22 protein-coding genes are annotated in these 24,289 nt (G+C 69.6%); 17 read left to right on the forward strand and 5 right to left on the reverse strand.

What is annotated here, in order from left to right:
• The first annotated feature begins 267 nt into the window (after positions 1-267).
• From H074_RS22950 to H074_RS22965, 4 genes are all read left to right on the forward strand, one after another.
• Positions 268-732 carry a MarR family winged helix-turn-helix transcriptional regulator gene (locus H074_RS22950; protein WP_007032452.1) on the forward strand — a complete coding sequence of 155 codons (465 nt, stop codon included), beginning with the start codon at positions 268-270 and terminating at the stop codon, positions 730-732.
• 75 nt (positions 733-807) lie between these two features.
• Complete coding sequence (locus tag H074_RS22955) at positions 808-1,992, forward strand: MFS transporter (protein WP_007032453.1); 1,185 nt, start codon at positions 808-810, stop codon at positions 1,990-1,992.
• Positions 1,993-2,080: 88 nt separating this feature from the next.
• Positions 2,081-4,681 carry an ATP-dependent chaperone ClpB gene (gene clpB / locus H074_RS22960; protein ID WP_007032454.1) on the forward strand — a complete coding sequence of 867 codons (2,601 nt, stop codon included), beginning with the start codon at positions 2,081-2,083 and terminating at the stop codon, positions 4,679-4,681.
• A 285-nt stretch (positions 4,682-4,966) separates the two neighbouring features.
• Positions 4,967-5,677, forward strand: a complete 711-nt coding sequence (locus tag H074_RS22965) for a type III secretion system chaperone family protein (RefSeq protein ID WP_007032455.1) — start codon at positions 4,967-4,969, stop codon at positions 5,675-5,677.
• Positions 5,678-5,731: 54 nt separating this feature from the next.
• Here the strand turns inward: H074_RS22965 and H074_RS22970 are convergent, their stop codons facing one another.
• Positions 5,732-6,865 carry a hypothetical protein gene (locus tag H074_RS22970; RefSeq protein ID WP_007032456.1) on the reverse strand — a complete coding sequence of 378 codons (1,134 nt, stop codon included), beginning with the start codon at positions 6,863-6,865 and terminating at the stop codon, positions 5,732-5,734.
• Positions 6,866-6,984: 119 nt separating this feature from the next.
• On the opposite strand from H074_RS22970, the gene H074_RS22975 reads away from it, so the two are divergent.
• The 6 genes from H074_RS22975 (at position 6,985) to H074_RS23000 (ending at position 12,959) form a co-directional block, all read left to right on the forward strand.
• Complete coding sequence (locus tag H074_RS22975) at positions 6,985-7,752, forward strand: SDR family NAD(P)-dependent oxidoreductase (protein ID WP_007032457.1); 768 nt, start codon at positions 6,985-6,987, stop codon at positions 7,750-7,752.
• A 123-nt stretch (positions 7,753-7,875) separates the two neighbouring features.
• A complete protein-coding gene (locus H074_RS22980) occupies positions 7,876-8,634 on the forward strand; it encodes an ABC transporter ATP-binding protein (RefSeq protein ID WP_007032458.1) in 759 nt (252 codons plus the stop codon).
• Entirely contained in the window at positions 8,634-11,168 is a 2,535-nt protein-coding gene (locus tag H074_RS22985) for an FtsX-like permease family protein (RefSeq protein WP_007032459.1), read from the forward strand. Before H074_RS22980 ends, H074_RS22985 begins: the two co-directional genes overlap by 1 nt.
• Positions 11,169-11,214: 46 nt before the next feature.
• The gene (gene pyrE, locus H074_RS22990; protein WP_007032460.1) at positions 11,215-11,778 is read left to right on the forward strand and encodes an orotate phosphoribosyltransferase; all 564 of its coding nucleotides are present in this window, start codon (positions 11,215-11,217) and stop codon (positions 11,776-11,778) included.
• A gap of 120 nt (positions 11,779-11,898) precedes the next feature.
• The gene (locus H074_RS22995; RefSeq protein WP_007032461.1) at positions 11,899-12,291 is read left to right on the forward strand and encodes a DUF2784 domain-containing protein; all 393 of its coding nucleotides are present in this window, start codon (positions 11,899-11,901) and stop codon (positions 12,289-12,291) included.
• A gap of 14 nt (positions 12,292-12,305) precedes the next feature.
• Entirely contained in the window at positions 12,306-12,959 is a 654-nt protein-coding gene (locus H074_RS23000) for a TrmH family RNA methyltransferase (RefSeq protein WP_007032462.1), read from the forward strand.
• Between the two features lie 110 nt (positions 12,960-13,069).
• On the opposite strand, the gene H074_RS23005 is transcribed toward H074_RS23000, so the two are convergent.
• Positions 13,070-15,205: a molybdopterin-dependent oxidoreductase gene (locus H074_RS23005; RefSeq protein ID WP_007032463.1), complete on the reverse strand. Its 2,136-nt coding sequence runs from the start codon at positions 15,203-15,205 to the stop codon at positions 13,070-13,072.
• A gap of 73 nt (positions 15,206-15,278) precedes the next feature.
• Here H074_RS23005 and H074_RS23010 point away from each other — a divergent pair, with 73 nt between their 5' ends.
• Complete coding sequence (locus tag H074_RS23010; protein WP_007032464.1) at positions 15,279-16,301, forward strand: glycoside hydrolase family 76 protein; 1,023 nt, start codon at positions 15,279-15,281, stop codon at positions 16,299-16,301.
• A gap of 84 nt (positions 16,302-16,385) precedes the next feature.
• Here the strand turns inward: H074_RS23010 and H074_RS23015 are convergent, their stop codons facing one another.
• The 3 genes from H074_RS23015 to H074_RS23025 form a co-directional block, all read right to left on the reverse strand.
• Positions 16,386-16,919 carry a GNAT family N-acetyltransferase gene (locus H074_RS23015; RefSeq protein WP_007032465.1) on the reverse strand — a complete coding sequence of 178 codons (534 nt, stop codon included), beginning with the start codon at positions 16,917-16,919 and terminating at the stop codon, positions 16,386-16,388.
• A gap of 47 nt (positions 16,920-16,966) precedes the next feature.
• Positions 16,967-17,836 (reverse strand): LacI family DNA-binding transcriptional regulator, encoded by an 870-nt coding sequence (locus H074_RS23020; protein ID WP_007032466.1) that lies wholly within the window; start codon positions 17,834-17,836, stop codon positions 16,967-16,969.
• 88 nt (positions 17,837-17,924) lie between these two features.
• Positions 17,925-18,959 (reverse strand): LacI family DNA-binding transcriptional regulator, encoded by a 1,035-nt coding sequence (locus H074_RS23025; RefSeq protein WP_007032467.1) that lies wholly within the window; start codon positions 18,957-18,959, stop codon positions 17,925-17,927.
• A 157-nt stretch (positions 18,960-19,116) separates the two neighbouring features.
• Between H074_RS23025 and H074_RS23030 the strand changes: the two genes are divergently transcribed.
• The 6 genes from H074_RS23030 to H074_RS23055 are packed head-to-tail and all read left to right on the forward strand — an operon-like array spanning position 19,117 to position 24,151.
• Positions 19,117-20,100: a substrate-binding domain-containing protein gene (locus H074_RS23030; RefSeq protein ID WP_007032468.1), complete on the forward strand. Its 984-nt coding sequence runs from the start codon at positions 19,117-19,119 to the stop codon at positions 20,098-20,100.
• Entirely contained in the window at positions 20,097-21,086 is a 990-nt protein-coding gene (locus tag H074_RS23035; RefSeq protein ID WP_007032469.1) for an ABC transporter permease, read from the forward strand. The genes H074_RS23030 and H074_RS23035 overlap by 4 nt, the downstream gene beginning before the upstream one ends.
• Positions 21,083-21,889, forward strand: a complete 807-nt coding sequence (locus H074_RS23040) for an ATP-binding cassette domain-containing protein (protein ID WP_007032470.1) — start codon at positions 21,083-21,085, stop codon at positions 21,887-21,889. The genes H074_RS23035 and H074_RS23040 overlap by 4 nt, the downstream gene beginning before the upstream one ends.
• Positions 21,889-22,764 carry a PfkB family carbohydrate kinase gene (locus H074_RS23045; protein WP_039923167.1) on the forward strand — a complete coding sequence of 292 codons (876 nt, stop codon included), beginning with the start codon at positions 21,889-21,891 and terminating at the stop codon, positions 22,762-22,764. The genes H074_RS23040 and H074_RS23045 overlap by 1 nt, the downstream gene beginning before the upstream one ends.
• Entirely contained in the window at positions 22,761-23,408 is a 648-nt protein-coding gene (locus H074_RS23050) for a nucleoside/nucleotide kinase family protein (RefSeq protein ID WP_007032472.1), read from the forward strand. The genes H074_RS23045 and H074_RS23050 overlap by 4 nt, the downstream gene beginning before the upstream one ends.
• On the forward strand, positions 23,405-24,151 hold the full coding sequence (locus H074_RS23055; RefSeq protein WP_007032473.1) for an SDR family oxidoreductase: 747 nt from the start codon (positions 23,405-23,407) through the stop codon (positions 24,149-24,151). The genes H074_RS23050 and H074_RS23055 overlap by 4 nt, the downstream gene beginning before the upstream one ends.
• Positions 24,152-24,289: the final 138 nt, after the last annotated feature.

Consider the following 24,289-nt stretch of genomic DNA (forward strand, 5'->3'; position numbering starts at 1 on the left):
GGAAGAGGGGTCCCCGCTTTCACGAACGAGGGACCACTGGAGAAGAATTCACGGATCATTCACCTCTCCGGTCAGTGGCTGTCGGCCGGTCGGCTGGGTTCCGGCTCGCTCGCGAGACTAGCTGTCGAGAGCCCTTTTGCCCGCATCGTTGCTCCGGACGGGTGTACTTGAATCCGGTTCACAGTGGGCGATCTCACGAGGTAAATAGTTGTCTTACGCAAGTGTCGCCGAATAAAGTTGTACTGTACAAGTAGCCAGGAGGCACCGATGAGCTCCGCCGACGACGCCAGGGTCGAACTGATGCGTGAGTTGAAGGCCGCCTCCCAGCTGCAGCACGCCTGGATCATGCAGGCGTGGCAGGACGACCCCGGCCTGGATCCGGCGGCCGCGATGCTGTTGTCGGACCTGGCGAAACACGGCGAGGCGCGGCCCTCGGAATTGGCCAAACGACGCTTTGTGGATCTTTCGGTCGTGAGTCGTCAAATCTCCCAGCTGTCCGCGGCGGGGATGGTCGACCGCCGTCCCGCGCCCGAGGACGGCCGCGCGTCGATCATCAGCATCTCCGAGCGCGGACGTGCGGAACTGGGGCGCAGGCGGGCCGGTTATCTGGAGTTCATGGAGCGCGCGCTCGGTGACTGGGACGACGAAAAGGTCCTCGGGCTGACCACGCGGCTGGCGGAGATGAACGCCGACGTCCGCGAGGCTTTGTCCGTGCGGACATGCGACGTTTGACGGCGGCCGTTCTTACCCGCCGGTCTTGACTGAACGGACCTTTCGCGACGCTGTCACGCCGGTAGCGTCGAAGTTGTGCGGAGCAGGGTCGCGTTGCTGGTCGCGTTGGGAATCGACAACTTCGGTTCGGGACTCTTCCTCCCGCTGGGCCTCGTCTTCGTCATCCGTGTGGTGGGTCTGCCGCTGGCCGAGGCGGGGGGTGCGGTCACGCTCGGTGCGCTGGCCGGATTGCTCGTCCCCGCGTTCGCCGGGCGGCTCGTCGACCTGATCGGTCCGCGGACGGTGATGATCTGCGCCAACGTCCTTCAGGCCGCCGGCGTGAGCGCTTTCCTGCTGGCCGGTGGATTCGCCGGTGTCGTCGGCGCGTCGGTCATGCTCGCGGCCGGACAACAGCTGTTCTACAGCTCGCAGTTCTCGCTCATCGCCGACGTCGCGGGCGAAGGGCCGAAGGACCGGCCGTTCGCCGAAGCCGCGATGGTCCGCTCCGCGGGTTTCGGACTGGGTGGGCTCGCGGCGGCCGGACTGCTGGTGTGGATCGGACGCGACGGCCTGTACGTCGCCGTGATGGTCGACGTCGCGACCTTCGTCATCGCCGCGGCCATCCTCTCGACACTGGTCACGCCGGCGCCGCGGCACCCGGTGCGGCTCTCGGCACCCGCGCGGGTCTGGCGGAACCGCCCGTACCTGGCGCTCATCGTGTTCAGCGGGTTGTTCGCGCTCACGATGGACTTCTTCCTCATCGGGATGCCGGTGTACGTCTTCAACACCTTGCAGGGGCCCAAGTGGCTTCCCGGTGCGATCATCGCACTGCTCACGGTCGTCACCAGTCTGGGTGGAGTCGTCGGGTTGCGGCTCACCCGGAAGCTGACCCGGATCGCCGCGATGCGCGCGGGCTCCGCGTTGTTCGCGGTGTGGTGCCTGGCGTGTCTCCTGGTGGTGTTCGTGCCGAAGGTCTTCCAGCCGGTTTACCTGCTCGGCGCGACGCTCGTGCTGGCCGCGGGTGATCTCGCGTTCGGTCCGCGCTCCGGGGCGCTGGCCGAAGCCGCGGCACCGCCGGAGGCGCGAGGCCGGTATCTGGCGGCCTTCCAGTACGCGTTCACGCTCGCCGCGGTGATCGCTCCGGCCGTCGTCGCGCTGTTCTCCGTGGCAGTCTGGATCCCGTGGGTGCTCGTGGCCGCGTGCGCCTGTGCGGCCGTCGTCGGCCTCGGCCGGGTGGGCCCGCGTCTGCCGGCGGAGGCCGTCTCCCCGGCCGGAAGCTGAACTTTTCAGGGTTGAGCGGAACAGACTCAACTTTTCTGACGTTGTACCCGTCGAGAAGAACTTCGCAGAACCTAGTACGAGGTGAGGGATGGACGCTTTCAACCCGACCACGAAGACCCAGCAGGCGATCTCGTCGGCGGCGCAGGCGGCCACGATGGCGGGCAACCCGCATGTGGCGGCCGCACACCTGCTCGGCGCCCTGCTGGCGCAGGGTGAGGGGCTCACCGCACCGCTGCTGACCGCGGTCGGGGCCGATCCGGCGCAGGTGCACAAGGAGCTGGAGCCGCTGATCGCGGCGCTGCCGTCGGCGACCGGCGCGACCGTGTCGAGCCCGCAGTTCGACGCGAACGCGGTCAAGGCGCTGACGCACGCGCAGAAGCTCGCGACCGAACTCGGCGACGAATACGTCTCGACGGAGCACCTCCTCGTCGGCCTCGCCACCGAAGGCGGGCCGGTGGCCGAGCTGCTCAAACGGCACGGTGCCACCCCGGACGCACTTCGCGAGGCGTTCGCCAAGGTGCGCGGCTCCGCGAGGATCACCAGCGCGGATCCGGAAAGCACGTTCAAGGCGCTGGAGAAGTACGGCGTCGACCTGACCGAGCGCGCCCGCGCCGGCGAGCTGGACCCGGTGATCGGCCGCGACACCGAGATCCGCCGCGTGGTGCAGGTGCTCTCGCGCCGCACCAAGAACAACCCGGTGCTGATCGGCGAACCCGGCGTCGGCAAGACGGCCATCGTCGAAGGGCTCGCCCAGCGCATCGTCGCCGGTGACGTGCCGGAGTCGCTGCGCGGCAAGCGCGTAGTGGCGCTGGACCTCGGTTCGATGGTGGCCGGCGCCAAGTTCCGCGGCGAGTTCGAGGAGCGGCTGAAGGCCGTGCTCAAGGAGATCACCGACTCCGCGGGCGAGGTCGTCACCTTCATCGACGAGCTGCACACCATCGTCGGCGCCGGGGCGACCGGTGAGGGCGCGATGGACGCGGGCAACATGATCAAGCCGATGCTCGCCCGCGGTGAGCTGCGGATGGTCGGCGCGACCACGCTCGACGAGTACCGCCAGCACATCGAGAAGGACGCCGCCCTGGAGCGGCGCTTCCAGCAGGTGCTGGTCGGCGAACCGTCCACTGAGGACACCATCGGCATCCTGCGCGGGCTCAAGGAGCGGTACGAGGTGCACCACGGTGTGCGCATCACCGACGCCGCGCTGGTCGCCGCCGCGACCCTGTCCGACCGTTACATCACCGCCCGGTTCCTGCCGGACAAGGCGATCGACCTGGTGGACGAGGCCGCGTCGAAGCTCCGCATGGAGATCGACTCGCGGCCGGTCGAGATCGACGAGGTCGAACGCGCCGTGCGGCGTATGGAGATCGAGGAGATGGCGCTGTCCAAAGAGGACGATGTCGCCTCCAAGGAACGCCTCGCCGCGCTGCGCTCGGAGCTGGCCGAGAAGCGGGAGACGCTGACCGCGCTCACCGCGCGCTGGCAGAACGAGAAGGGCTCGATCGAACGCGTCCGCGAACTCAAGGAGCAGCTGGAGCAGCTGCGCGGTGAGTCCGAACGCGCCGAACGCGACGGCGACCTCGGCAAGGCCGCCGAACTGCGCTACGGCCGGATTCCCGCGCTGGAGAAGGAGTTCGAGGCCGCGACCGCCGCCAGTGAGGTCAGCCGGCAGAACGTCATGCTCAAGGAAGAGGTCGGCGCGGACGACGTCGCCGACGTGGTCAGCGCGTGGACCGGCATCCCGGCCGGACGGCTGCTGGAGGGCGAGACGGGCAAGCTGCTCCGGATGGAGGAGGAGCTCGGCAAGCGCGTCATCGGGCAGAAGGAGGCCGTGCAGGTCGTTTCGGACGCGGTGCGCCGCACCCGGGCGGGTGTCGCAGACCCCGACCGGCCGACCGGTTCGTTCCTGTTCCTCGGCCCGACCGGCGTCGGCAAGACCGAGCTGGCGAAGGCGCTGGCGGAGTTCCTGTTCGACGACGAGCGCGCGATGCTGCGGATCGACATGAGCGAGTACGCCGAGAAGCACTCGGTGGCGCGCCTGGTCGGGGCGCCTCCGGGCTACGTCGGCTACGACCAGGGCGGCCAGCTGACCGAGTCGGTGCGCAGGCGGCCGTATTCGGTGGTGCTGCTGGACGAGGTCGAGAAGGCGCACCCGGACGTGTTCGACGTGCTCCTGCAGGTGCTCGACGACGGGCGGCTCACCGACGGCCAGGGCCGCACGGTCGACTTCCGCAACACGATCCTGGTGCTGACGTCGAACCTCGGCTCGCAGGCCATCGCCGACCCGGCGCTCGACGAGCGACAGCGCAACGACGCGGTGATGGCGGTGGTACAGCGGCAGTTCAAACCGGAGTTCCTGAACCGGTTGGACGACATCGTGGTCTTCCACGCGCTGGGCACCGACGAACTGACGTCCATTGTGGATATCCAGATCGCGCGGCTCGCCACGCGGCTGTCGCGGCGCCGTCTGACGCTGGAGGTCACCGACGGGGCACGCGAGTGGCTCGCGCTGAACGGCTTCGACCCGATCTACGGTGCGCGGCCGCTGCGGCGGCTGGTGCAGTCGGCGATCGGAGACAAGCTGGCGAAACAGCTGCTGGCCGGTGAAATCCGGGACGGCGACACGGTCCGGGTGGACATCCCGGGTCAGGAGGCGCCGGACGCGCTGACGGTGTTGCCTGTCGAGCGCTGACGGAAACCCGCCGAAGGGGCGCCGCTTCGCACGTCACTCACGTCGTGCGGGCAGGCGCCCCTTCATCGGGTTCCCGTGGCCTTCGGCCAAAAGAGGCGCTCGACGGTGAAGTCTCCGTCGGGCGCAGGGCGCCCTTCGGGAGACCTGACAGGGTTGGCGACACGGAGACTTGTCGACCTTTCCTCGTGTCTTTCGTGGTCTTTCCAGGGTGCGGCATCGAAAGGGGGGCGCGACACGGCGCCCGGCGATCACATCCGGTGAGGGCAGGGGGATACCCTGACCGGCGTGGGTATTCCGGCGTGGATCTGGTTCGTCATCGCCGCCGTCGCCTTGGTGGCGGGGCTGGCGCTGCTCGCGGCCGACCGGGCGAAGGAGGGCTCGCGCAATCGCGAGCGCATGCGCTGGGCCGAGCTGCGCGGCTGGCAGTTCGTCGAAGAGGACGAGCGGTTGCCGCGGCAGTGGTCCAAAGGCGCGATCGGGTACTTCGGCGCCCAGCTGGCGGTCAACGTCGTGGCCGGGTCCACCTTCACCTCCGACGGCCGGCGTCCCGTCTTCATCTTCGACATCGAGACCGAGGGCCAGATCCCGGCGGTCGTGGTCGCCGTGCGCTGCAACCGCGTGCACGAGGTGCCGCTGGAGATGTGGCTGTCCAGTGTGCCGTTCCAGCGCCAGGACATGCCCGAGATGCTCGGCCCGATCGGCCAGCGCTACGCCTTCGCGGACGACTCCGAGGGTGCCCGCAAGGTGATCACGCAGGAACTCGTCGACGCGGCGGACTCGCTCGGCGGCGACGTCGGCGTGGCGTGGCTGGAGAACGAGTGGGTGCTCGCGAGCGTCGCACCGAACGCCGGGCCGTCGCGGCTCGAGCGGCTGCTGCGCGACCTCGGCGAGATCGCCGACATCGTCGACCCGTTCGACGAGGAGTACGACAACGCCTCGACCCCGGGCCGCCACTGGCAGGCCGAGGCCGCCGACGACATCGAGCCGCAGAATTAGTCAGTCAGGCGCAGCCTGACCGTTGAGGGCGGCGGCGGGGCGGGGTCCGGATGATCAGGACTGCTTGGCCTCAAGCGGGAGTGCCCCGGCGGTGAAGCCGGTGTGCGACGGCTGACCGAGCAGAGTCAGGTCGAGCGTCCCGGACTGTGTCAGATGCCCGGCCCGCGCCGGATCGGCGGTGGGCAGGACCCCGCGCACGGACGACGTCGTGGCGCCGCGGACGGACGCCACTTCACCGGCGCCGAGGTCGCCGCTGATCGTGTTCGAACCGGATCCGGTGAAACCGGCGCCGTGGTGCGCCAGATTCACGTCCTGCCGGGTGGTCACCAGCCCGCTCGACGGACCGATGGTGCCGCCGAGGGCGTGTTCCTGGCCGTAACCGGTGCCCGAGCCGACGTCCAGCGGCAGGACACCGCTGAACCGGCCGTTGCCGTGCTGCGCCGACGTCGTCCCGGCGGCGGCGAGGTCGCCGACGTCGACCGCGTGCCCGGAAGACCGCCCGGCCTCCAGTACGCCGCCGAGGTCACCGGAGAAACCGCCGTCGAGCCGGAGGGCCCTGTCGAGTGTTCCGCCGGTGTGCTGTTCCGTCTCGTTGATGACGCCGACCCCGGGCAGCGGGCGGACGGCGTGATAGGTCCCCTCGGCCGCGCGAAGACCGCGGCTGTCCTCGGAGACGAAGGTGGGGACGCCGGTGCGCGGGTCGAGCGCGACCTCGGTCAGCCGTGCGCCGGTCCGTTCGAGTTCGGTCTCGTTCCCGGCGACGACACTGCCGTAGCGGTCGACCTTCACCGCTTCTCGCTGGCCTTGCTTGACGGCCTCGGTGTTCTTCGCCGCGGCGAGCGCGCCGACCTTGTCCGGGCGGGCCGCGACACCGTCGCGGGTCTCGATGGTCTCGCTCACCGACCGGCGGACGTCCGCGAAGGCTTTCGCGTCACCGAGGTCCTTGCCGAAAACGTTCCGTTCGGTGTTGTTCAAGAAACCGCGAAAAACGGAAGTGTCGCCTTCGCTGGTGAAGCCGACTCCGCGATCGAGGCTGCCTTCGCGCTGGTGATCGAGGGGAAGCGGGATCGCCGGGTCCGTCTGGGCGGCGAGCGCGGTGGCCGGACCGGCGAGCAACAACGCCAGCGGCGCCGCGCCGACCGCGACTTTGGGCAGGTAGCTCGGCTTGCGCCTGCTGTGCTTCCCCATGACGCCGGACGATACTTCCCGACTTGAGCTGTTGCACGTCAAATCCCCACGGTGGGTGACCCTCACACCTGACTCGTCCGAGCCCTTTCCGGAACCCGACCGAGGAGTAGGTTCCCGATATGACACAAACCGCCCTGATCACCGGCGCCACCGCCGGCATCGGCGCGCAGTTCGCGCGCAGGCTCGCCGCCGAGGGGTACGACCTCGTGCTCGTCGCCCGCGACGTCGATCGGCTGGAGGGCTTCGCCGCGGAACTGATCGAGGCGCACCGCGTCGACGTCGTCGTCCTGCCCGCCGATTTGTCCGAAGTGGACGGACGAGCGCTGGTCGAGGCTCGCCTGGCCGACGAGCCGGTGGACCTCCTGGTGAACAACGCGGGCTTCGGGCTCAACGGCGATTTCTGGACCATTCCACCGGACGCCCTGCAGCGTCAGCTCGACGTCAACGTCACCGCAGTCCTGCGGCTGACCCGCGCCGCGCTGCCGGGAATGATCGACCGCGGCGAGGGCGCGATCATCAACGTCAGCTCGGTCGCCGGCTTCTTCAGCGGCCGCGGCTCGACGTACACGGCCAGCAAGAACTGGGTCACCTCGTTCACCGAGGGCATCGCCGCCTCGCTGCCGAAGAACATCCGCATGATGGCGCTGTGCCCCGGTTTCACCACCACCGAGTTCCACGAGCGGGCGGGGCTGGACAAGCCCGGGCCGAAGGCGTTCTGGCTCGGCGTCGACCAGGTCGTGGACGAGGCACTCGCGGATCTGCGCCGCGGCAAGGTGATCTCGGTGCCGAGCCTGCAGTACAAGGCGCTCGTCGCGGTCGGCGGACTGCTGCCGAGGGCGGTGCTGCGCAAGCTCGGCGGCGGTTTCGGCGGCAAGGGCCGCACCTGAGGCTTAGCCGTCTTCAGCGGTCTCGATCGCCAAGACCGGTGAGGTGAGGTAGGGCCCGCCCTACCAAGGAGACGCACGCTCGCCCCAGGGTGCTTCCGACCTGGGATTCCTAGGGTTTTCCCCATGAACACTGGGTGGAGCGGTGACGCGGTCCGGCTCGACGGCGTCCGCAAGGAATACGGCAAGGGTGTCGTCGCGCTCGACGGGGTGACGCTGGCGTTTCCGCGTGGCGGCTTCACCGCCGTGATGGGCCCCTCGGGCTCGGGCAAGAGCACCTTCCTGCACTGCGCGGCCGGGCTGGACCGGCCGACGTCGGGGTCCGTCGTGCTCGACGGGCAGGAGCTGGCCGGGATGAGCGAGACGAAGCTGACGAAGCTGCGCCGCGACCGGGTCGGCTTCATCTTCCAGGCCTTCAACCTGCTCCCGGCGCTGACCGTCGAGCAGAACGTCACGCTCCCGCAGCAGCTCGCGGGCGCCAAGCCGGACCGCCGAGTCGTCGAGGAGATGCTGACCCGCGTCGGGCTTTCCGGCCGCCGCAAGCATCTTCCCGGCGAGCTTTCCGGCGGGCAGGCGCAGCGGGTCGCGATCGCGCGGGCGCTGGTCACCCGGCCCGCGGTGGTGTTCGCCGACGAGCCGACCGGCGCGCTCGACACCCGCACCGCCGCCGAGGTCCTCGCGCTGCTGCGTGATTCGGTCCGCACGACCGGTCAGACGGTGATCATGGTGACCCACGACCCGATGGCCGCCTCCTACGCCGACCGCGTCATCTTCCTCGCCGACGGCCGGATCGCGGACGAACTGCACGCGCCGACCGCGGACGTCGTCGCCGAGCGCATGACCCACCTGGGTGCCTGGGGCAGCCCCGTGCGGGCGGGTGCGTGATGCTGCGACTCGCCTTCCGGACCTTGCGCCTGCGCAAGGGCGGCTTCATCGGCACCTTCATCGCCGTCTTCTTCGGCGCGCTGATCGTCGCCTCCTGCGGTGGCCTGATGGAGACCGGGATCCGCGGCAACGCGGAACCGCAGCGCCTGGCCGCCGCCCCGATCGTCGTCACCGGCGGCCAGACCTTCGAAATGCCCAAGGACGACCCGGCCTCCCTCGACGCCGATGACAAACGCAAGTTCGAGGACGCGCGGCTTCCCGAGCGCGTCCGGCTCGACGACGGGCTCGTCTCCCGCCTGCGGTCCGTCCCCGGTGTCTCGGACGTCGTCGGCGAAGTGAGCTTCCCGCTCGCGACAGGCGGTCAGCCCGCCTTCGGCCACGCCTGGGATTCCGCCGCGCTGACCCCGTACGCGCTGGTCGCGGGTACTGCGCCCGCCGCGGGCGAGGTCGTCGTCGAGGCCAAGTCGGGCCTGAAGCCCGGTGACCGGGTCGACGTCGCCGCGCGCGGCAAGATCGAGTCGTTCCGGGTCGCCGGCGTGGCCGGTGCGCCGCGCTCGATCACGCAGGCCGCCGTGTTCTTCTCCGCCACTGACGCCGCCCGGCTCTCCGGGTATCCCGGCAAGGCCGACACCATCGGTGTCTTCACCAAGCCCGGCGCCGACGTCGAAGCGGTGCAGGCGAAGGTCGCCGAGGTCGCGACCGGAGCGAACGTCCTGACCGGCATCGATCGCGGTGTCGCGGAGTTCCCCGAGGCCGATTCGAGCGGGACCAACCTGATCGTCATCGCCGGAGTGGCGGGCGGGCTTTCGGTGATGGTCGCGATGTTCGTCGTCGCGAGCACGCTCAGCCTGTCCACCCAGCAGCGCTCCCGTGAACTCGCCCTGATGCGGGCCATCGGCACGACCCCGCGCCAGCTCCGGCGCATGGTGCTCGGCGAGGCGCTGGCCGTCGGCCTGCTCGCGACCGCGCTCGCCGCCGTGCTGGGCCCGTTCCTCGGTGAATGGCTCTTCGGGCAGCTCGTCGAAAACGCCGTCGCCCCGGCGGTTCTGCGGTTCTACCAGGGCTGGCTGCCCGCTGTCGTCGGCGCGGGCGCCGCGATGCTCGCGGTGTTCATCGCCGCCTTCGTGGCAGGTCGCCGGGCCGGGAAGATCCGGCCGACCGAGGCGCTCGCCGAGGCCGCGGTCACCCGCCGTTGGCTGACCCCGACGCGTGTCGTGCTCGCCGCGCTCTGCTTCGGCGGCGGCACCGCGCTGGCCATCGTGACCGTCGCGGTGATGACCGGACCGGTCGCGGCCAGCACCGCCGGGCCCGCGGTGATCCTCTGGGCGATCGGCGTCGCGATGATCACCCCCGGCGTCGCGAAGGTGATGACGGCGATCCTGCAGTGGCCGATGCGCCTGCTCGGCGGAATCGACGCGCGCCTCGCCGTGCTCAACACCCGGGCGGGCATCGTCCGGGCGGCGGGCGCGGTCACCCCGATCATGCTCGCCGTCGGGATCGCGACCGCGAACATCTACCTGCAGACCACCCAGCAGGAACTGGCGAACCAGGCCTTCACCGAGGACATCCGCGCGGATGCCGTGATCGGTTCCGCGGCGGGCGGGCTGTCCCCGGATCTCGTCCAGCGGATCCAGGCCGTCCCCGGTGTCGCCGGAGCCTCCGAGTACGTCACCAGCAACGTGTTCCTCGAAACGCCGTACGACAGCTCGGACGAGGGACGCCCGGCGATCGGCCTCACCGCGTCCGGCGCGAACACGACGATCGACACCAAGGTGACCCAGGGCGACCTGAAGGCGCTGACCGGCAGGACCATCGCGCTCCCCGACGTCTACGCGAAGGACTTCAACCGCGGCGTCGGCGACACGGTGAGCCTGCGGCTCGGTGACGGCACCCCGGTCGACGTCAAGGTCGTCGCGGTGATCAGCCAGCGGCCCGGTTTCGAGAGCCTGCTGCTCCCGGCCGGTCTCCTCGCTCCGCACACCACCGCCGGACTCGCGCCGCAGATGCTGGTCCGCGCCGCCCCGGACGTCGATCCGGCGGCGCTCACCGAGCGGCTTCGCGAGGCGACGGCCGGGTTGCCGGTGTCCGTCGGCGACCGGGACGCGCTCGTCGCGGCGCACGCGAAGGACCAGGCCGTCGGCGCGTGGGTGAACTACCTGCTGGTCGGGATGATCATCGCCTACACGGTGATTTCGGTCGCCAACACGCTCGTGATGGCGACCGTGCGGCGGCGCCGCGAGTTCGGCCTCCAGCGGCTCACCGGTTCGACCAGGGCGCAGGTGCTGCGGATGGCCGGTTTCGAAGGCGGGCTCGTCGCGCTGGTCGGGATCGTCCTCGGCACCGTCGTCTCGGCGGGCGCGATCGTCCCGTTCTGCCTGGTGGCGGCCGATTCCCTGCTGCCGATGGGCTCCCCGCTGATCTACCTGTCCATCATCGGGATCGCCGCGGCGCTCGCGCTGGTGGCGACTCTGGTCCCGGCCTGGGCGGCGACCCGCGGTCAAGCCGTCGACGCGGTGACGTCCGGCAATGACTAGAGCTACCGTCGAAGGACCCCGCGGGCCGTGTGTAAGACTCTCGGCCGTGGCGTACCCCGGGTTGGATCAAGCGGCGAAACTCGAACTGGCGAGACTGGTCGGCGAGCTCGCCGTCGTGCACGGCAAGGTGACCTTGTCCTCTGGCAAGGAAGCCGACTACTACATCGACCTCCGGCGGGCGACGCTGCATCACGCGGCCGCGCCGCTCATCGGGAAGCTGCTCCGTCAGCTCACCCACGACTGGGACTACGTCGCCGCCGGCGGCCTGACCCTCGGCGCGGACCCGGTGGCGCTGGCGATGCTGCACTCCGCGGCGACCGACGGCGTCGTGCTCGACGCGTTCGTGGTCCGGAAGGCCGTCAAGGAGCACGGCATGCAGCGCCGGATCGAAGGCGTCGAGGTGCTGGGGCAGCGCGTGCTGGCCGTCGAGGACACCTCGACCACCGGCGGCAGCGTGCTCACCGCCGTCGAGGCGCTGCGCGAGGCCGGAGCGAACGTGGTCGGTGTCGCGACGGTCGTCGACAGGGACACCGGAGCACGAGAGGCCATCGAGAAGGAAGGCCTCGAATACCGTTACATTCTGAACAAGGACGATCTCGGTCTGTCCTGAGTAATACGGTCCCGAAGGGGGCATCCTCCGTGTGCGAACGGAGGATGCCCCTTTTTTCGTGAGCGTTTCTCGATACGAAAGGGGTAACGTCGCTGGTAGGGGTGTGAAAGGGGGCTTGAGGTGGCGGGTTTCCTGGCGAACGTGACAGTCGCGGTGCACATTTTCGCGCTGTTGTTCATCGGATTCGGTGGTTTTCTCGCGTGGCGGTGGCCGAAGGTGATCTTCGTGCATGTGTTCTTCGCCGCATGGGGGGTGCTCGTCAACGTCTTCCCCTGGCCGTGTCCGCTGACGGCCGCCGAGAACTACTTCCGTCACCAACAGGGCCTCGGTGACCTGCCCGGCGGCTTCAACGCCTACTACCTCTACGACACCGTGTTCCCGCGCTCGTCGCTGCCGGTCGTCGTCGTGATCGCGATGGCGACGGTGATCATCTCCTACATCGGCGCGTACCAGCGCCGGCGTCACCGCCACCACGACGGGGACGCACCGGCGCACCGCGTCAGCATGGGCTGAGTGACAATCCTCGGGTGAACTCGGAAGAAGCCGGCCCCACCGAATGGGTGGCGCGGGAAGAGGTCGGCGTCGGTCCGTGGGAGGGCGAGTGGCCCGCGGACGAGCGCTACGACCCGGAACTCCTGGCGAACGGCGACCGCCGCAACGTCGTCGACCCGTACCGCTATTGGCGGCGCGAAGCCATCGTGTCCGATGTGGACGGACGACGGCACCCGTTCCACGTGGCTATCGAGAACTTCCAGCACGACCACAACATCGGCACCGTGGTCCGGACGGCGAACGCGTTCGCCGCGGCGGCGGTGCACATCGTCGGACGGCGGCGATGGAACCGGCGCGGCGCCATGGTGACCGACCGCTACCAGCACCTTCTCCACCACGAGGACGTCAACGGGCTGCTGACCTTCGCCGCGACGGAAGGGCTCGCCGTGGTCGCCGTCGACAACACTCCCGGTTCGCGGCCCGTCGAGACCGCCGAGCTGCCGCGCGAGTGCGTCCTGCTGTTCGGCCAGGAGGGACCGGGGTTGTCGGCCGAGGCGCAGAAGACGGCGTCGCTGGTCGTTTCGATCGCGCAGTTCGGCACGACCCGCTCGATCAACGCCGGTGTCGCCGCCGGGATCGTCATGCACGCCTGGGTCCGGCAGCACGCCGACCTCGCCCAGGCCTGGTGACCCCGCAATTAGTCACCTACTTGCGGCATCCCCCCGCGCTTGCCCACCCACCGAGCAGCCGCAAGTAGGTGACTAATTGCGGGGTCCGCAAGTAGGTGACTAATTGCGGGCTACACCGGGGTGACCTCGACCGGGATGCCGTTCAGGACGGCGTTCCCGGACGGGACGTCGAGCAGGGTCTCGTCGGCGACCAGGTTCGAGTTGACCCCGGCGTGCGCGGCGGCGACCCGTGTGCGCGTCCCGTCGAGGTCGTGTCCCCAGCCGTGCGGCATGCTCACCACGCCGGGCCGGACGTCCGCCGTGACCTCCACCGGCGCTTCGAGCTTCCCCGCGCGCGACGTCACCGCCGCGCGCCCGCCGTCGGTCAGCCCGAGCCGGGAAGCGTCGTCCGGGTGCACCTGGACGGTGCACCGGTTCCCGCCGCGCACCAGCGGCGTCAGGTTGTGCATCCACGAGTTGTTCGAGCTCAGGTGCCGCCGCCCGATCAGCAGCAGACCGCCGTCCGGCGCCTTGTCCAGTTCCGCACGCAGCCGGGGCACGTCCTTCGTGATCGCGTCCGGGGCCAGTTCGACCTTCCCGCTCGCGGTGGTGAGCACCTCCGGCAGCCGCGGCTTCAACGCGCCGAGGTCGATGCCGTGCGGGGCGGCTTCGAGGTCGGCCAGGCTCAGCCCGTACGGTCCGCCGCGCAACATCAGGTCGATCATCCGAGCCGGTCCCGTGCGGCCTTCGGCGAGCGAGAGGTTGACGCCGGTGCGTCGCGCCGTCTCACTCGCGACCATCGTGTCGAAGGCGGCGACGTCGACGTCCGGACCCTGGCCGGCGGCGATCCCCGCCATCCGCAGCAGGGTCACCCACTCCTGCGGCATGTCCGTCTCGAGCGTCTGCGGTGTCCAGTTCGCGACGTTGCGCACGGCGAGCGCGTACAGCGCGACGTCGTAGTGTGGCCGCTCCAGCGGCGACGGCCCGGGCAGGATGACGTCGGCGTGCCGCGTGGTCTCGTTGAGGTACACGTCGAGGGAGACCATGAAGTCCAGCTGTCGCAACGCTTCCGTGAGCCGCGCGGAGTTCGGCGTGCTCAGCGCCGGGTTGCCGCTGATGGTCACCAGCGCCCGCACCTGGCCTTCGCCGGGCGTCTCGATCTCGTCCGCGAGCGTGGCCACCGGCAACTCTCCGAGCACCTCGGGATACCCGCGCACCCGGCTCGTCCAGCGGCCGCTGGTGAACGGCGAGGACCGGCGCGGCCGCCAGAGGGCGGGCAGCGGGAACATCACGCCGCCTTCGCGATCGAGGTTGCCGGTGAGCGTGTTGACGACGTCGACCAGCCAGCTCGCGACGGTGCCGTACGACTGCGTCGTGGTCCCCATCCGGCCGTACACCGCGGCGCGTCCGGCGTCCGCGAGGTCGAGCGCGATGCGGCGGATCTCGGCGGCGTCGATCCCGGCCGCGGGCGCGACCGCCTCCGGCGTGAACGGCTCCGCGAGCGCGCGCACCTCGTTGACGCCGTTGACGTGCTCACTGGTACAGACGCGGTTCTCCGCGAACAGGACGTTGACCAGCGCGAACAGGAACAACGCGTCGGTGCCGGGCCGGATCGCGTGATGCTCGTCGGCGAGCCGCGCGGTCCGGGTGCGGCGCGGGTCGAGGACGACGATCTTGCCGCCGCGCTTCTGTATCCCGCGCAGCCTGCCTCGGGTGTCGGCGGCGGTCATCAGGCTTCCGTTGGACACCAACGGGTTCGCGCCCAGGATGAGCAGGTGCTCAGTGCGGTCGAGGTCGGCTACGGGAATGGTCTGCGGGTCGCCGAAGAGGTAGCCGGAGGAGAAGTGCTTCGGCATCTGGTCGACCGTGGTCGCGGTGTAGAAGTTCCTGGTGCCCAGTGCTTTGAAGAACACGCGGCCGTAGAGCACCAGTGCCGCGTTGTGCACCGTCGGGTTGCCGGAGTAGACGGCGACGGCGTTCTTGCCGTGCTCGTCGATGATCGGCCGGAGCCGTCGGTCGATCTCGGCGAACGCCTCGTCCCAGGTGACCTCGACGAACTCGCCGTCGCGTTTGACCAGCGGCGCGGTGAGCCTGTCCGGGTCGTGGTGCAGCGCGCCGAGCGAAGCGCCCTTCGGGCAGATGTACCCCTGCGAGAAGACGTCCTCGCGGTCGCCCCGCACTCGGGTGACCAGGCTCGTCTCGTCGATCGTCACCTCCAGACCGCAGGTGGCTTCGCAGAGTGGGCAGGTCACGTGCGCCGTGGTCATGAAGCACCTCGCGGGTCCGGGGATCGTCCCAACATACTGAGCGGTATGTCAGTGGGCAAGGGATGATGACGCGATGACTGCTCTCGCCGACCGGGCCGCGACCGCCGAGCGCGCGATTCGCGACCGGCATCTACGCCGCGTGTGGGGGCTGCCCGGGACCGTGCTCGGCCGCGGCGGCTGGCCGCCCTCGATGGGACAACGTGTCCATTGGCACTGGAACTACTGGTGGCAGGCGCATCTGCTGGACACCCTCGTCGACGCGCAATTGCGAGAGCCCTCACCTGATCGACTGAAGCTGATCGACCGGTTCGTGGGGTCCGTGCGGCTGCGCAACTTCGGTAAGTGGATCAACGACTACTACGACGACATCGCCTGGCTCGGGCTCGCGCTGCAACGCGTGGGGCACCTCGGGCTGGACGTCCGCGGCGGGCTGGAGGCGATCAGTTCGCGGCTGCGCGAAGGCTGGACCGACGACGCCGGCGGCGGGATCTGGTGGCGTGTCGGCGACGATTTCAAGAACGCGCCCGCGAACGGCCCGGCCGCGATCTTCCACGCCCGCGAAGGCGCCACGCAACACGCGGAGGGCCTGACCCGGTGGATGACCGAGCGGCTCGTCGATCCGGGGACCGGGCTGGTGTGGGACGGCCTGCGGGTGGGTGCCGACGAGCTGGTCAAGCATATTTTCACGTACTGCCAAGGAGTTTATCTCGGCGCCTGCCTTGAACTATCCGAAATGGACAGAGTGGAGCATACGATCCGCGCGGTCGCGGAACATGTCGCGCCGAACGGGGTGATCCGGGGACAGGAGGGCGGCGACGGCGGCCTGTTCGCCGGGATCCTGGCCCGGTATCTGGCGCTCGCGGCGCCGCTGCTGCCAAGCGGGGTGGCGCGCGACCTGGTCATCCGGTCGGCCGACGCCTGCTGGTCGGGTGCCACCGAGACGCCGGACGGGCCGCTCTTCAGCGCAGACTGGGCGACTCCGGCGCCTTCGCTGCCTTTGGCCCGTGAAGCCCCAGAGCGCGACCTGTCCGTCCAGGTGAGCGCATGGATGCTCCTGGAAGCCGCGGCCACCCTGGAGCACCGACACCGCAATTAGTCACCTACTTGCGACACGCGCCAGGACGTATGACGCGCGACGGGGTGTCGCAAGTAGGTGACTAATTGCGTTGGTCGGCGGGGGTCACCAGACGTCGCCCGACCGCCAATCGCAGGTGATCTCCCCGTCCAGGTCCAGCGTGACCCCCACCGGCAGCACGTGGATCGACCCGTCGTCCTCCTTCGTCGCCTCGATGCCCGAAGGCGTCATGGCCGACGAAGTACCGCGCCACAGCAGCCAGCCACGCGACGCGTAGAACTCCAGCGCGTCTTCGGACGCCGAAAGCGCCCCGAGGTCGTACGCCTTCCGCAGGACTCGCTCCAGCGCGTCCATCATCGCGGCGCCGTGGCCGCGCCGCCGGTGATCCGACCGGACGGCGACCGCCTCGACATAACCCGTCCGGAGGGTCCGCCCGTCGTGCACGAGCCGCCGCTGGACGAGTGACGCGTGCCCGATCAGCTCGCCGCCCTCCCAGATCAGCGTGTGCATGCCGCCCAGGGCGTTCTGCCAGTCGTCCTCGCTGAAATCACCGTCGAAGGCGTCGTCGAGCAGGGCCCGTGCCGCTTCCAGCACGGCGGCGTCGAGGTCGGCGGTGTGCACGGTCCACAGCTCGGTCATTCCGCCATCATCACCCGGCGGCGGGCTTCTCACCAGCGGGTTGTGACTCAGCAGCCGCACGACTGCCGGTGTATGAAGCGCGGCGCGAGCCGTACGGATTCGGGTCGTCGCTCAGGGTCGGTGATCCGGGCCAGCAGGAGTTCGACGGCCTTGCGCCCGATCTCCTCGATCGGCTGCGCCATCGTGGTGACCGCCGGGGTGACCTGCCCCGCCCACTCCATGTCGCCGTATCCGACGATCGCGAGGTCGCGCCCGATCCGGATGCCGAGCCGGTGCGCCTCGTACTGGACGCCGATCATCATCGCCTCGCTCGCCACCACGAGCGCTGTCGGCGACGGCCAGCTGTCGAGCAGTTTCGCGGTCGCGGCGGCCGCCCCGCCCGGGGTCGACTGCCCGCACGCGACCAGCTGCGACGTCCATCGGAGGCCGGAGCGGCCAAGGCCGAGCCGGTAGCCCAGCGCCCGCTCCTCGTAGGTGGCCATGTCCTCTTCGCCCGAGATGAAGCCGATCTTGCGGTGCCGCAGCCCGGCGAGGTGCCGCACGAGCGCGCACACGGCCTGGATGTTCTCGGAGCCGACCTGGTCGACGTCGTTGCGTCCGGCCATCCGGTCGACGAGCACGGTCGGCACGCCCATCCGGACCAGCCCGTTGATCACCGCTTCGTCGCCGGCCGCCGGGACGAGCAGGACACCGTCGACGCGGTCCGCCCGCAGCGCGCGGATGACCGCGGCTTCTTCGGAGACGCTGTCGCCGGTGTCGGCGAGGGTGATTTCGCAGCCGTGACGGCGCGCGGCGCGGCGGATGGCGCGGACGAGTTCACCCGAATACGGGTTCGCGTGCATCGCCATGGCCACCCCGAACCGGTGGGTGACAGGGGTGTCCTCCCACAGGGGTAACGCCGGGGACAATGCGGTCATCGCTCCACGCCTTCATCCGAGCTTGAATGACGGTAACGGCTGACGGAGCGTCACTCGGCGGCGAGACCGGAAAGTCTCCCAACAATCATCAATGTGAGTGAACGAGAGCGCATCCGCAGGACACTCGATGGCGGAGCGTAGGCGGAATCCGCATCGTCTGGGCCTTGCGTGCCGGATCGTTGATCCGGGCCAGCAGCAGGCGCACCGCCTGGGTGCCGATCTCTTCGATCGGCTGCGCCATCGTGGTCAGCGGCGGATCGACCAGATCGGCCCATTCGACGTCGTCGTAGACCACCACCGGCAGGTCGACACCCGCCCGCAGGCCGCGGCGACGCAACTCGTGCAGGACGCCGACCATCATGCTGTCGTTCGCCACCACCAGCGCCGTCGGCGGCGACGGCAGCGCGAGCAGGGTGCTCAGCGCGAGGGCCCCGCCCGCCTGTGAGGACTGCCCGCACGCGACCAGGTCCTCCGACCAGGTCAAACCCGAACGGCCGAGTCCCAGGCGATAGCCGAGGATCCGCTCCTCACTGGTGCTCAGCCCGGCCGTCCCGCTGATCATGCCGATCCGCTGGTGCCCGAGCGACGCGAGATGCGCGGTCAGCGCGGACGTCGATTGGATGTTCTCCGCGCCGACCTGGTCGACGTCGGTGCGTGTGGAGAGCCTGTCGATGAGCACGGTCGGGACGTCGAGCGAGACGAGTTCGCCGATCACCGAGCCGTCGCCCGGCGACGGTGTGATCAGCAACCCGTCGACCCGGCGCGAACGCAGTGTCCGCACGGTCTCACGTTCGGTCTCGACGGTGTCGTGCGTGTCCGCGAGCAAGACCGTGTATCCGGCCAGAGCGGCTTCGCGCTCGATCGCCTGGATCAAGACGGCGAAGTACGGGTTCGCGATCAGGGAGATCGCGACGCCGATCGACCTCGTCCCGCCGGTCACCAGCGAGCGGGCGATGGCGTCACCGGTGTAGCCGGTCTGCTCGATCGCGCGGAGGACCGCCAGCTTGGTCTCCTCCGCCACCGCCCTCGTCCCGTTGACCACGTGGGACACGGTGGTGATCGAGACTCCCGCCAGCTCGGCGATGTCGCGTTGGGTGGGACGGGACGAGCGAGACGGCGGCATGACCAATCCTCGGAGAGTCAGCTGGCAAGCGTTTGCGCAAACGCTTGCGAGTGAGCATAACCCTGTCTACCTTCCGGTCCATCACGGACAGCCTCGATCGGAGGGCATCTCCATGAGACAGCGACGTCTTGGGAAACAGAGCCTCGCCGCGCTCGCGATGGTCGCGTTAGCGGTGACCTCGGCCGGGTGCACCGTCGAACGCCACTGGGGTGGCGGGTCGAACGCGGGCGGTGGCGGGAAGGCCAAGGTCGGCCTGGTCACCAAGACCGACACCAATCCCTACTTCGTGGAACTGCGAGCGGCCGCCAAGGCCGCCGCCGAGGCGAACGGCGCGGAGTTCAGCGCGCTCGCCGGCCAGTTCGACGGCGACAACGACGGCCAGGTCCGGGCCATCGAGAACCTCATGCAGCAGGGTGCGAACACCATCCTGATCACACCGAGTTCCTCGACCGGCGTTCTCGACGCCATCGACCGCGCCCGCAAGGCCGGGGTGCTGGTCATCGCGCTCGACACGGCGACCGAACCGGACACCGCCGTCGACGCCACCTTCGCCACGGACAACTTCGAGGCCGGACGTCGGCAGGGTGCCTACGTCAAGGCGGCACTGAACGGCAAGCCGCCGAAGCTGTTCATGGTGGACGGCACCGCCGGGTCCACAGTGGACACCCAGCGGCACACCGGGTTCCTCAAGGGCATCGGCCTGACCGACGCGTCGCCGGAGATCAAGGGGAAGACGCCCGCGAACGGCGACCAGAGCCTGGCGCAGCAGGGTGTGGAGAACCTGCTGCAGCGCACCACCGACATCAACGCCGTCTACACGATGAACGAGCCGATGGGCCGCGGCACCTATGCCGCGCTCCAGGCCCGTGGCCTGGTGAACCAGATCGTGATGGGCTCGATCGACGGCGGCTGCGAAGGCGTCAAGAACGTGCGCGACGGCCAGTACGCCGCCACGGTCATGCAGTTCCCCAAGAAGATGGCCGAGCAGGGCGTCCTCGCCGCCGTCGAGTATGCGAAGACCGGCAAGAAGCCGAGCGGGTTCGTCGACACCGGATCAGCGGTGATCACCGACAAGCCGATCCCCGGCGTGGAAAGCCAGGACACCAAGTGGGGCCTCGAGAACTGCTGGGGAACGAAATGACGACAGCGACCCTCAAAGGCAACGAACGGCCGTCGATCGGTGAGTTCTTCCTGCGTGCGCCCGCGGTCGGGCCCGCGCTGGCCCTGCTCGTCGCGATCGTGGTGTTCTCCGCCTCGACGGACACCTTCCTCGATCTCGACAACCTTTCCCTTGTGGTGCAACAGTCCCTGGTGGTCGGCACGCTCGCGCTCGGGCAGACGCTGATCATCCTGACCGCGGGTATCGACCTGGCCAACGCGGCCGCGATGGTGCTCGCGACGCTGATCATGGCGAAACTCGTGGTCGGTGGCGTCCCCGGGATCTGGGCGCTGCTGCTGGGAATCGTGGCGACGGTGGTGATCGGGATGGTCACCGGTTCACTGGTCACCCGGATCAAACTGCCGCCGTTCATCGTCACGCTCGGCCTGCTGACCGTGCTCACCGCGGCCGCGAAACTGTTCGCCAGCGGACAGGCCGTCCCGGTCGCCGACGAACTGCTCAAATGGCTCGGCACCCGCCGGTATCTGTTCGGCGGCATCCCGATCACCTACGGCATGACGCTGGCTTTGCTGATGTACCTCGGACTTTGGTACGCGCTCACACGGACGCCGTGGGGCAAGCACGTCTACGCGGTCGGCAACGCACCGGAATCCGCGCGGCTGTCCGGGATCAAGGTCAACCGCACGATCCTTTCGGTGTACATCGTCGCCGGGGTGATCGTCGGGATCGCCGCCTGGCAGGCGCTCGGCCGCGTGCCGAACGCGGACCCGAACGCCTTCCAGCTCGGCAACCTCGACTCGATCACCGCGGTGGTGCTCGGCGGGGCGAGCCTGTTCGGCGGTCGCGGCTCGGTGCTCGGCACGATGATGGGCGCGCTGGTCGTCGCGGTCCTGCGGTCCGGGCTGACCCAGCTCGGCGTGGACGCGCTCTACCAGGACGTCGCCACCGGCGCCCTGCTCATCGGCGCCGTCTGCGTCGACCGTTTCGCGAGGAGGCAGCAGTCATGACGACACCCACGTTGTCCGCTCAGGGACTGGTCAAACGCTACGGCCGGGTCACCGCCATCGACGGAGCCGACTTCGAACTGTTCCCCGGTGAGGTGCTCGCCGTCGTCGGCGACAACGGCGCAGGGAAGTCGAGCCTCATCAAAGCCCTTTCGGGAGCGGTGATCCCGGACGCCGGTGTGATCAAAGTGGACGGTGAGCCGGTCCACTTCAAGTCCCCGTTGGACGCTCGCCACTACGGGATCGAGACGGTGTACCAGGACCTCGCCGTCGCGCCCGCGCTCGACATCGCGTCGAACATGTTCCTCGGCCGGGAAAAGCGGCGCACGGATCTCTTCGGGCAGCTGTTCCGGAAACTGGACACCGCGACCATGCGGGCCGACGCGCAGCGGATCCTGGACGAACTCGGCATCAACATCAAGTCCATCACGCAGCCGGTGGAGACGTTGTCCGGCGGGCAGCGCCAGGGTGTCGCGGTCGCGCGGGCGGCCGCCTTCGGCACCAAGGCGGTGATCATGGACGAGCCCACCGCCGCGCTCGGCGTCGCCGAATCCGGCAAGGTGCTCGACCTGATCAACCGCATCCGCGAACGCGGCCTGCCGGTGGTGCTGATCAGCCACAACATGCCGCATGTGTTCGACATCGCCGACCGCATCCACGTGCACCGCCTCGGCAAGCGGGTCGCGGTGGTCTCGCCGAAGACGCACACCATGAACCAGGTCGTCGGCCTGCTAACGGGTGCGCTGAAGATCGGCGAGAACGGTGAGGTCGAAGAAGTCGCCTCAGCCGTCCACACCGGACTGTGATGCGAGTGCTGCTGGCGGGCCTGTGCACCGTCGACCAGATTCAGCGCGTCGCCGAGATCCCGGCGCCGGGCGAGAAGGTGCGTTCGCTGTCGATGGACGTCGCCGCCGGGGGGCCGGCGACGAACGCGGCGGTGACCGTGGCCGCGCTCGGCGCAGGGGCGACGCTGCTGACGGTCGCCGGTGCGCATCCGCTGGCGGCACTCGCCCGCGCCGACCTCGAGGCGCACGGCGTCGACCTGGTCGACCTCGAGCCCGAACGGCCCGATCCGCCCGCGATCAGCGCGATCGTCGTCCGTGATTCCGACGGGGAACGCACCGTCGTCTCGCGCAACGCCCACGCTTCCTCGCAATTCGGCACCTCCTTGCGATCCTTGCGCGCGCAACTATCGCAACCAGGTGCCGAATTGCCGGGGTGTGTGCTGGTGGACGCGCACCATCCCGAGGTCGCGCTCTATGTCGCGCGCTGGGCGCGGGAGCGCGAGGTGCCGGTGGTGCTCGACGCCGGGAGCTGGAAGCCGGTCTTCCCGGAACTCCTGCCGCTGGTCGACATCGCCGCGTGCTCGTCGCTGTATCGCGGGGACGATCCCCGCGAGCACGGCGTGCCCGTGGTGATCACGACGACCGGGCCTGAGCCGGTCCGGTGGTCGACGGCGGACGGATCCGGTGCAGTCCCCGTCCCCGTCACCCGGGCGCGTGACACGCTGGGCGCGGGCGACGTCTGGCACGGAGCTTTCGCGTACGCGGTCGCCCGGGACACAGGGGACGTCCCGGGCTGGATCGCGTTCGCCAACGAGGTGGCCGCCGAACGGGTGCGGCATGAAGGACCGAGGTCGTGGACGGCCGCGGTCGCGAAGATGGGAGAAGGACAGCCATGAGTGCCATGCCTCCGGTGTTCGAGGACCTGTTGAGCAGGGCCCAGGCGCTCGCGAAGCCGGGACAGCGCAGCGTGCTCGGGATCGTCGGCGCCCCCGCGTCCGGCAAGACGACGCTGGCCTGGGGCCTGGCGAAGGCGCTGGGCACGAGGGCGGCCGTGGTCGGGATGGACGGTTTCCACCTGGCGCAGGTGGAACTGCAGCGGCTCGGGCGGGTGGAGCGCAAGGGCGCGCCGGACACCTTCGACGCCGCCGGGTACGTGCACTTGCTGCGGAGGCTCGCCGAAGGCCGCGAAACGGTGTACGCGCCCGAGTTCCGCCGTGAGATCGAGGAGCCGATCGCCGGCGCCGTCGCGGTCACGCCGGACGTCCCGCTGGTGATCACCGAAGGCAACTACCTGCTCCTGCAGGACGACCCGTGGAGCGGTGTGAAGCCGATCCTCGCCGAGTCGTGGTTCCTCGCGCCGGACGAACCCGAGCGCATCGAGCGGCTCGTTTCGCGGCACCGCCGTTACGGCCGTTCGCTGGTCGAAGCGCGTCGCCGCGCGCTCGGTTCCGACCAGCGCAACGCCGATCTGATCGCGTCCACCAGCACCCGGGCCGACCTCGTCCTCGAGAACCTCCCGCTGGTCAACTTCGCCATATGACCGGGGTTCTCGTCGTCACCGGCGGCAGCAAGGGCATCGGCGCGGCGGTCTGCGAACTGGCCGCCGCGCGCGGTTACGACGTCGTCGTCAACTACGCGGGTGACGCCGAAGCGGCCGAGTACGTCGCTTCGCGCGTCCGGGAGCACGGTGTCCAGGCGATCACGCAGCGCGGCGATGTCGCGTCCGAAGACGATGTGGTGGCCCTGTTCGACGCCGCCGTCGCGCTCGGTCCGCTCGCCGGAGTGGTCGCGAACGCGGCCATCACCGGCAACACCCCCGGCCGCTTCGACGAGTACGAAGTCGACGTCATCCGCCGCGTGGTCGATGTCAACATCACGGGTGTCTTCCTGTGCGTCCGTGAGGGCATCCGCCGGATGTCCACCCGGTACGGCGGCGAGGGCGGCGCGATCGTGACGCTGTCCTCCACCGCCGCGCGGACCGGATCGCCAGGGGAATGGGTCCACTACGCGGGCACCAAGGCGGCCGTCGAAACGATGACCTACGGCGTGGCACAAGAAGTCGCGAAGGAATCCGTCCGGGTCAACGCCGTCGCGCCGGGGATGATCCACACCGGACTGCACGCCGCGGCGGGGATGCCCGACCGCATGGACCGGATCGCCCCGACCATCCCGATGGGGCGGGCCGGCGAACCCGGCGAAGTCGCGGAAGCCGTGCTGTGGCTGCTTTCCCCGGCCGCGTCGTACACCACGGGGACGGTGCTGACCGTCGGCGGAGGGCGTTGACCCCCGTGGCCACGGAGCGGTCACGGGGCGATATCGGGTCCGCGTGCGGTTCAGCCACTTTTTAACAGTGTTTCCCGGCGGATGTCACGATTCATGTGGGAAGTCGGCGGATCACCTCGTGGCCCGAGGTGCCTGTGT

Origin of the sequence: Amycolatopsis decaplanina DSM 44594 (genome assembly GCF_000342005.1) — a bacterium.
Taxonomy (GTDB): Bacteria; Actinomycetota; Actinomycetes; order Mycobacteriales; family Pseudonocardiaceae; genus Amycolatopsis; species Amycolatopsis decaplanina.